Genomic DNA, 7,910 nt, shown 5'->3' with positions numbered 1-7,910 from the left:
GTGGTGGATGCGGATGGCCGGATCATCCGGGAAGCGAAGATCCTCAGCGAACCCGATGCGCTGATCGCCTGGTTCGGCGCGCACGGCGTGGCGATGGAGCGCATTCGTCTGGAGGCCGGCCCCCTGTCGCAGTGGCTGCATGCCGGGATGGTGAAAGCAGGTCTTTCCGTCGAGCTGATCGAGACACGCCACGTGCGTGCCGCCTTCAAGACGATGCCGGTCAAGACCGACAAGAAGGACGCCCGGGGTATTGCGCAGTTGATGCGGCTTGGCTGGTTCAGGCCGGTCCATTGCAAATCTCTTGCCGCCCAGGAGGTGCGTGCGCTGCTGACTGCCCGCAAGCTCATTCAGGGTAAGCTTCACGACATCGAGATGAGCATCCGGGGCATCCTGCGCGGCTTCGGCCTCAAGGTCGGGCCGACGACACGGCGCACTTTCGCGGGACGTATCCGCGTGCTGATTGCAGGTCATTCGACCTTGGAAGCGATCGCTATGGCACTGCTGAAGGTGCGCGACGCGCTTGTGCATGAATTTGCGGGGTTTGAGCGCAAGCTGCATGCCATCGCCCGCCAGGATGACAACGCACAGCGGCTGATGACGACGCCAGGCGTTGGCGTCCTGGTGGCGCTGACGTTTGTGGCGGCCGTCGATGCGCCGGAGCGATTCCGCTCCTCCCGCGCGGTCGGGCCGCACTTCGGATTGGCGCCGAAGAAATATCAATCGGGCGAGACCGATCATAGCGGTCGCATCTCGAAGATCGGCGACATGGGGGTGTGCGCACCGCGCTCTTCGAGGCGGCCAACGTCATCCTGACGCGACCGGTCAAAGGCTCCGATCTGAGGGGCTGGGCACTGGCGGTCGCAAGACGTGCCGGCCCCAGAAAGGCGCGCGTGGCGCTGGCCCGCAAGCTAGCGGTGGTGTTGCATCGCATGCTCAGGGACATTTCCTCATAAGGGAGCGCCAGCCCTGGCGGCTTGATCGGAGGAGACGACAAGACAGGCTTTCGGACGGGCACAGCCATCAGCCCTCCGCAGCAAGGTCCCTTCGCCGGGACGATGGATGGGTTAGGCCGCTATGCGATCAGCAGCACTGCGTGACTGCGCCTCTAAAAGATTGGCCAACCGGTCCTCAGCAGACCCCATAGAGCAGCGGCAAAGCTCCGACTGCGGACAGAAGCAAGCACTCGGAGAGGGATTGAGCGCACAAGGGATTGACGAAGCGCCCGTTACAGAAGATCGCATAATGTATCGACTGGAAGGTGCCTCACTGGGGTAGGGCCGGCTATGCTGCTCTATCGGGGAACAACTCCAGTTCGCCATGAAGCGCTACTTCCTCTGTCTTGAGGTTAAAGCCGGCCTGCATGTTCATCCAAAATTCGGGCATTGTGCAGAAATACTTGGTGGGGTGCGCCAAGAGGTATCCGCCGGCAGATCTTACCGCTGGGACGGCGATTGCATCGATCAAAAAATGGTGCCGGACGTTCTCTGCGCCGATGGGGTCATTTCGTTTTTCAACCAGCCGACAAGAGCGTCTATCGCTGGAAGTTTCCTCGAGAGCGGGTCGAAGGCTGCCCAGTACGCTGCTTTCTGTGAGCTCAAGGAAGCTGACAAGGGCCTGACCAGCCGCCCCGTCCGAATATGCTCCCGAACAAGAAGGCCTCGCCCCATGGCGACACCCTGACCATCAAGAGCAGCTTGCAATACAATGTTGTAGTCGGTCAGGCGGGTCTGTTTGGCCTTCTCAAGTGGAAATCCGGCTGCCTCCGACCACAGCTGCCATTCGAGGCCGCTCTTGGCCTGCAGTATCTCATGGTTGAGAAGGTCCAGGGGGGATTGAAACTGGGAGCCGTCTCCGTACAGCCCCGGGCTCAACACCGGAGACAAATCTTCGTTTGCGACGTGCACACAGGACTGCTTGCTCGCGCCAAAATCGCCAAATCGAATCGCGATATCCGCTTCTCCGCGCCCTACATCGACAATTCGCAGGGTCGGATCCAATTCGAGTTCGATCGCTGGATGGCTCTTGAGGAAACCGCCAAGTCTGTTGACCAGCCAGTTCGCGGCGAAAGAGGGGAGCAGGCTCACACGCAACCTGGTCTGCCCGGATCGCGAGCGCACCCTCGCGGTGCCCTCCGACAGCACAGTGAAGGCCTCGTCGACGGTGGCAAGAAACATCGTGCCTGCCTCGGTCAGCTCTATGCTCTTACTCTTGCGACGAAAGAGTGGAGTACCCAGAGCACTCTCGAGCTGCTTGATGTGGTGGCTCACCGCGCTTTGCGTAATTAGCAGTTCCTCGCCCGCCAATCGAAAGCTCCCTCGATTTGCTACCACCTGGAAGACCCTGGTCGCGGAAAGGGGTGGGAGGAATGGGGAACTGCGCAACGTGCCGATGCCTCGCGGATGTTTGACGGCTGACATTAACGAATTCGATCGCAGGGCGCAAAGCTTTGAATTGGCGGGCTCCTCGGATTTCTTTCATGAAGCAAGAAAGAAAAGGAGAAAGCGATGACGATTTCCATCCGTGAAAAACTGGCTACGCTTGGCCTAGAACTGCCCGCACCGACTACTCCGGCTGCGAACTACATTTCGGTGGTCCACACGGGCAACCTCTTGTTCATTTCCGGTCAGATCAGCAAGGCGCCGGATGGTGAGATCATTGCAGGCACCCTGGGTGCGGTCATATCTCACGAGCAGGGGGTGCAAGCGGCGCGTATCGCAGCCCTCAACCTTCTCGGACAGATCGCTGCCAATACAGACGGCTCGCTTTCGTCTGTCCGTCGCATCGTGAAGCTTGGCGTATTCGTCGCGGCAACGAGCGAGTTCAAGGATCAGTCGAAGGTTGCAAACGGTGCCTCCGACCTGATGGTTGCGGTGTTCGGCGAAGCCGGGCAGCACACGAGGGCCGCCATTGGTGTCAGTTCGCTTCCCTCGGGGGCAGCCGTCGAGATCGATGCGGTTGTGGAACTGGAGGAGACCAGGTGCTGACCGACGCAAAAATCGACAGCCTGCGCAACGACACACCCGGCTGCGCCGAGCGGAGGCACTTCAATCACGCCGGAGCTTCGCTCCCACCGAGGCGGGTCACCGAAGCAATTGTCGGACACTTGATGCTGGAATCGACGCGAGGTCCGATGGAAGCTGCCGCACTGGTTGCGGACGAGCTCGCGATGCTTCGTACCAACGCTGCCAAGTTCATCGGCGCCGACGAAGGCGAGGTTGCGTTCGGTGGATCGGGGTCTGCCCTTTGGGGGAGCGTGTTTGCCGCGTTGCCACAGCTGAGGTCGGGCGAGCGCATTCTAATTGGCCGACAGGAATGGGGCGGTAATGTCGCATCGATGCAGCGTGCGGCAAGCCATGCCGGGGCAAGTATCGAGACCATTCCCTGCAGGGAAGACGGCAGTGTCGATCCGAACGCTCTTTCCGCAATGATCGACGACAAGGTGCGCATGATCTCGCTTACATGGCTTCCTGCCAACGGGGGACTGATAAACGACGCCGAAGCCATCGGGCGGGTGGCCAACGCGGCTGGCATCCCATACTTCGTCGATGCCGGGCAGGCACTTGGTCAGCTCCCTATCGATGTGTCGAGGATAGGTTGCGATGTTCTCAAGGCGGCCGGCAGGAAATACGTTAGAGGGCCGCGCGGAACGGCTCTTTTGTACGTTCGCTCTAAGTTCCTTGAGAAGCTCAATCCCCGTTTCGTCGATGTGAGCTCCGGCCCTCTGGTGAATGGAAAGGTCGAGTTGAGGAAAGACGCCCGTCTATTCGAAACATCCGAAGCGCCTATATCACTGCTCCTGGGGCTCGGCGAAGCGATCGCGCTGGCTTCAGAGTTGGGTGTCGAGGCGATCCAAGTCCGCATCGCCCTCCTGGCAACCCAGCTTCGGGAAGGGTTGAAGCGCATTCCGGCGGTTGAGGTGCGCGATCTCGGGGAGAAACAGTCGGGCCTTGTTTCTTTCACCGTGGAGGGAATTTCGGCATCGGTTGTGAGAAGCAAGCTAGCCGAGAAGAGTATCTCAATCGGGGCAAACGGCATACCCTACACGCCCTTCGACATGACCGCGCGCGGACTACAGGAAATAGCCCGAGCCTCGGTCAGTTACTTCAATACCGCGGGGGAGGTCGATGGCCTCGTCTATGCGGTTGAACAAATCGCAAAAGATGCAAACCAATAGAAGGACGGAACTGCGATGGATTTGGGAATAAGGGGCAAGCGTGCGATCGTCTGCGCGAGTTCAAAAGGGCTGGGCAGAGGCGTGGCGCAGAAGCTTGCGGAGGCGGGCGCGATCGTTACCCTGAACGGTCGTAGCCGGGACACGCTGGAGGCCACCGCGAGGGAGCTTCGCGAATTGGCAAACGCCGAAGTCTATGCCGTGGTCGCCGACGTAACGACCGTAGAAGGACGGCAAGAGCTTCTCGAAGCGGAACCGAAAGCCGACATCCTCGTCACCAATGCAGGGGGACCGCCGCCTGGGCTATGGTCTGATTGGGAGACGAATGAATGGTTGAACGCACTGAACGCCAACATGCTGACCCCAATCTTGCTGATGAAAGCGGTTCTGCCCGGCATGATCGATAGGAGCTGGGGGCGCGTCGTCAACATCACCTCCGCATCAGTAAAGTCACCGATCCCGGAGTTGGGCCTGTCCAACGCATCGCGCAGCGGACTGACCGGTTTCGTGGCAGGGACGGCGAGGCAAGTCGCGAAACATGGCGTAACGATCAACAACCTCCTACCAGGGTCGCATGAGACTGATCGTGTAGCCGTGCTTCTCCAGCGAAGGGCAGAAATGAAGGGCATCTCAATCGACCAGGCGCGGCAGGAGGCGCATGCGGAGAATCCGACCGGGCGCTTCGGCACGATTGAGGAGTTCGGCGCTACCGCGGCATTTCTTTGCAGCCAGTACGCAGGCTACATTGTCGGCCAGAATATCCTGCTCGACGGTGGCGCTTTCAGGTCGACGCTTGCTTGAGTTCCAACGTCTCGCGGCATGCGGCCCATTTCGCTAACTGCAATTCATGCTCGCAGACAGACGACATAATGGATGGAACCCGAACGGGAACGACACTCACTCAGAGGTCGTTCCCGTTCGGCGTCCAGATGGACTTTCCTTGTGTAGCATCACCTGTCCGGTGACAGGCTTAGGTCACACGCTGGAGTCATGCGGCAATAACTGAGCGACCGCACCGATATCTGTGCGGCTGCGAGAGATTTCAAGACTAGAGCCGGTGCAGACGAGGATAGCGTTCTGTGCTTCGAAAGTTGCGTAATGTATCGACTGGAATGCTGTTCTTCGGGACCGGGGTTCAGTCACACGCCATGCCCACACGCTACTCGAATAGTCCTCATCAAAAACTCGGCGTTTTCGAGGACCTGGCGAATTTCGCCACCCCTGCGGGTGAACCTACCACCGCCCCGACGTGCTGCGCGCTCGCTGGCGGAACGCATTGTAGCCGCCCGGCTGGGCGCTCAGCCTCGACGGTCTGAGCAGCCTCTGCGGCCAGATAGTGTCTACGACGGGCACAGGCATTGTTGCCCACGGTGGCTACAAGGAAGGCTGACAAACGCACGCCGGGGACGCTGTTCGTGTCGACGTGAGACCAGCCGTTGCTGGCGATCCGCGACGCCGACGGCCGTTGTCGGCGCGTAGGAGCGGCTTGCGTGGCCGGGGAAGTCATTTGGGACGATCATCAGCTCTCAACTTTTCCAAGTCAGGCATCTTCGATCCGAGCGCCTTACCAAGCGCCTTCACACCTTTGGCTGATAGCCTCAAGAGGCCGTTGCAAAGGCCTTCCTTCCAAGAATCTCCCCGATCCCACGCCTCTTCCCAAGCATCGACTAACTCGTATTCGTGGCGCGTCTCTACTAGGGCTTCGAATAGTAGGGAGGCCTGCACCAGGTCTTTGTCCGATTTCACGCGTCCTAGCGTGTCAGTGAGCCTTCTCGAGGCAACGATAAGCTTATGGACGGCATACCGCTCGGGAGCGGGGACCAGGACGTTCACGCCTTCGCGGAAGAGAAGCACCGTGCGGACAGGTTCGTAGATCAGGAAGTCCAGGAACCGGAGGTTTTCTGCCGAAGCGCCGCCGAGGGCGGGCATGGGAGACGGCTTGCCCGTGTATTCGTCCGATCCTCGGTTTCCAGTCAGGAACTCCACTCGGTAGCCCCTACCGTTCTGGAAGGCGACCACCTTGGCTTTGTCCGCTTGGTGCGGCACGGCCCGGAAATCGGGATCGACCGACTGGAGGATATCTAGAATGGGCGGAAGGCTGTCCTGCACCCCGGCCGAGATCGCGAAGTCTTGCGCGAAATCCGCGTCGCCTGTCTGCATGGCAGACGAGGGCAGTCGGACGCCAAGCATCCCCGCATAGGTGCTGAATGCCACCGACCCAATCAGCACCGCACGTAGCCGGAACAAGCCGGCGTCGGCAAGCGCCTTCGTGATATCGCCCGCGAAGGTGTCGGGACCGGGGAGACCGGCACGACGTAGCGTGCTCACCATGCGCCTCCGCTCCCGGAGATCGTCCTTGATCTGCTTGTGCGCCTTCACCCGTGCTGTGATCTCTTCGTCGCTTTCTGGACCGACATAGCTTCGCTTGTATTTGCCCTCGCCATCTGGGAGGTCGAAATACCAGTAATTGCGGTCTTTGACGGTCACGGTCACGAACCATCCTTCCATGGGGAAGTCTGCCAAAAACTGACCGTCGAGCGTCCGTTGCGTCAGCTCCGCGAACATCGTCCGATAGCTGATGTCGATCTCTCTCATCATTGGCATTTCGTCCTTTTGAAAGCGCCGACAAGCGCAGCGATCTGCCTGACGCGCGCTTCCCTTTGACCAAAGTCGTGGTCGCTCATCTTGGTCGCCGTTATAATTTTCTGCCAAGAACTTATAACGCTGTGAGCACACTGTCAATGTTATAAGTTTCTGCCAAAGTATTATAACCGCGCGCCGTCGGGGACCCCCGACGATGGATCAGCTCGACAGCGCCTTGCGCACATTGGCGGGAATGCTAAACACGCGCGAGGAGGAGCTCTATTCCACGGAATGAATGGCACCGAATAGGGGCCGTACTGATCATCGCTTCTGGGTGTGCTGGGCAGGGTAGTGACGCTCGAGGTGATAATGGTGGGCCCGGCAGGACTCGAACCTGCAACCAACCCATCCTGGAATTCATTCCGATCGGCGTGTGACAATACCGGTCGCTCCCGCTGCGCCCGTTCCCGGTGGAGCGTTCGGCGCGGCCAAAATCGGTGTTGCCGACCAAAGGGGCCGACAGGCCAGGTACACGTTCGTCCCCGCGGCAATCTGGATCACGACGCTTCACTCATCCGCGGTCACTAGCTGGGCCGCTATATGCCGTTCGATCATTTCCTCCAGAATCGATCTTTGAGATTTTCCGTATCCGTCATCGCCGGCGATTCCTTCACGCGTCCGCACTTCAGTTCCCTCACAATTGATGGCAGGGGAGGCATTTTCTCCTGCCTATCCGGCGAGGACCGGGAGAGAGAGGGCCAGTTGAAAACCGGAGGGGGGATTGCCCACCCAAAGGACGGGCTGGATGGAGCGAAGCGGATCCGGCCGTGCTGCTCCGCTGAGCGTACGGTAGAGGTACGCCCAGTCGATGGGTATTCTCAAATATCGAGAGTTGAGCAACGACGTGGTCGAACCGACGGAAAAGCTGGACGTAGCAGCAGTGCCTGATCAGGAGCGCGGTTTCAGAGTGCGTCTTCTCGAAGAACGCGACACAGAATCGGTGCGTGTATCATTAAGCGGCACCACTTAACGACCGTGTTCCCTGATCATCTCAGCGTGCAACACCGGCATTAGAGCATTTCCCTTTCATGCTGGATCGTATCCGCATGAGTTGAAGTAGTTTCTGCATTCTTTTGGCGCGACGAGATGGACGAGC

Annotated in this window: 5 protein-coding genes and 1 pseudogene; 4 read left to right on the top strand and 2 right to left on the bottom strand. The window is 59.5% G+C overall.

Annotated features, from left to right (window positions below; genetic code table 11):
* A pseudogene (locus tag ACTJKM_RS35805) lies at positions 1-953 on the top strand (IS110 family transposase); the annotation flags it as partial.
* Between the two features lie 507 nt (positions 954-1,460).
* On the opposite strand, the gene ACTJKM_RS35800 reads toward ACTJKM_RS35805, so the two are convergent.
* On the bottom strand, positions 1,461-2,417 hold the full coding sequence (locus tag ACTJKM_RS35800) for a LysR substrate-binding domain-containing protein (RefSeq protein ID WP_440661876.1): 957 nt from the start codon (positions 2,415-2,417) through the stop codon (positions 1,461-1,463).
* Positions 2,418-2,504: 87 nt separating this feature from the next.
* On the opposite strand from ACTJKM_RS35800, the gene ACTJKM_RS35795 reads away from it, so the two are divergent.
* Genes ACTJKM_RS35795 through ACTJKM_RS35785 form a run of 3 tightly spaced genes read left to right on the top strand, consistent with a single transcriptional unit; the run spans position 2,505 to position 4,972 of the window.
* The gene (locus ACTJKM_RS35795) at positions 2,505-2,984 is read left to right on the top strand and encodes a RidA family protein (protein ID WP_057251578.1); all 480 of its coding nucleotides are present in this window, start codon (positions 2,505-2,507) and stop codon (positions 2,982-2,984) included.
* Positions 2,978-4,174, top strand: coding sequence for an aminotransferase class V-fold PLP-dependent enzyme (locus ACTJKM_RS35790; protein WP_440661875.1), 1,197 nt, complete (start codon positions 2,978-2,980; stop codon positions 4,172-4,174). Before ACTJKM_RS35795 ends, ACTJKM_RS35790 begins: the two co-directional genes overlap by 7 nt.
* A gap of 15 nt (positions 4,175-4,189) precedes the next feature.
* A complete protein-coding gene (locus ACTJKM_RS35785; protein ID WP_058328970.1) occupies positions 4,190-4,972 on the top strand; it encodes an SDR family oxidoreductase in 783 nt (260 codons plus the stop codon).
* A gap of 702 nt (positions 4,973-5,674) precedes the next feature.
* On the opposite strand, the gene ACTJKM_RS35780 is transcribed toward ACTJKM_RS35785, so the two are convergent.
* On the bottom strand, positions 5,675-6,769 hold the full coding sequence (locus ACTJKM_RS35780; RefSeq protein ID WP_058328971.1) for a nucleotidyltransferase family protein: 1,095 nt from the start codon (positions 6,767-6,769) through the stop codon (positions 5,675-5,677).
* Positions 6,770-7,910: the final 1,141 nt, after the last annotated feature.

The sequence above is a fragment of the Ensifer sp. 22460 genome (genome assembly GCF_052044935.1).
Classification (GTDB): Bacteria; Pseudomonadota; Alphaproteobacteria; order Rhizobiales; family Rhizobiaceae; genus Ensifer.
The sequence above is the reverse complement of the archived record's forward strand: the minus strand, read 5'-3'. Positions and strand labels throughout refer to the sequence as shown.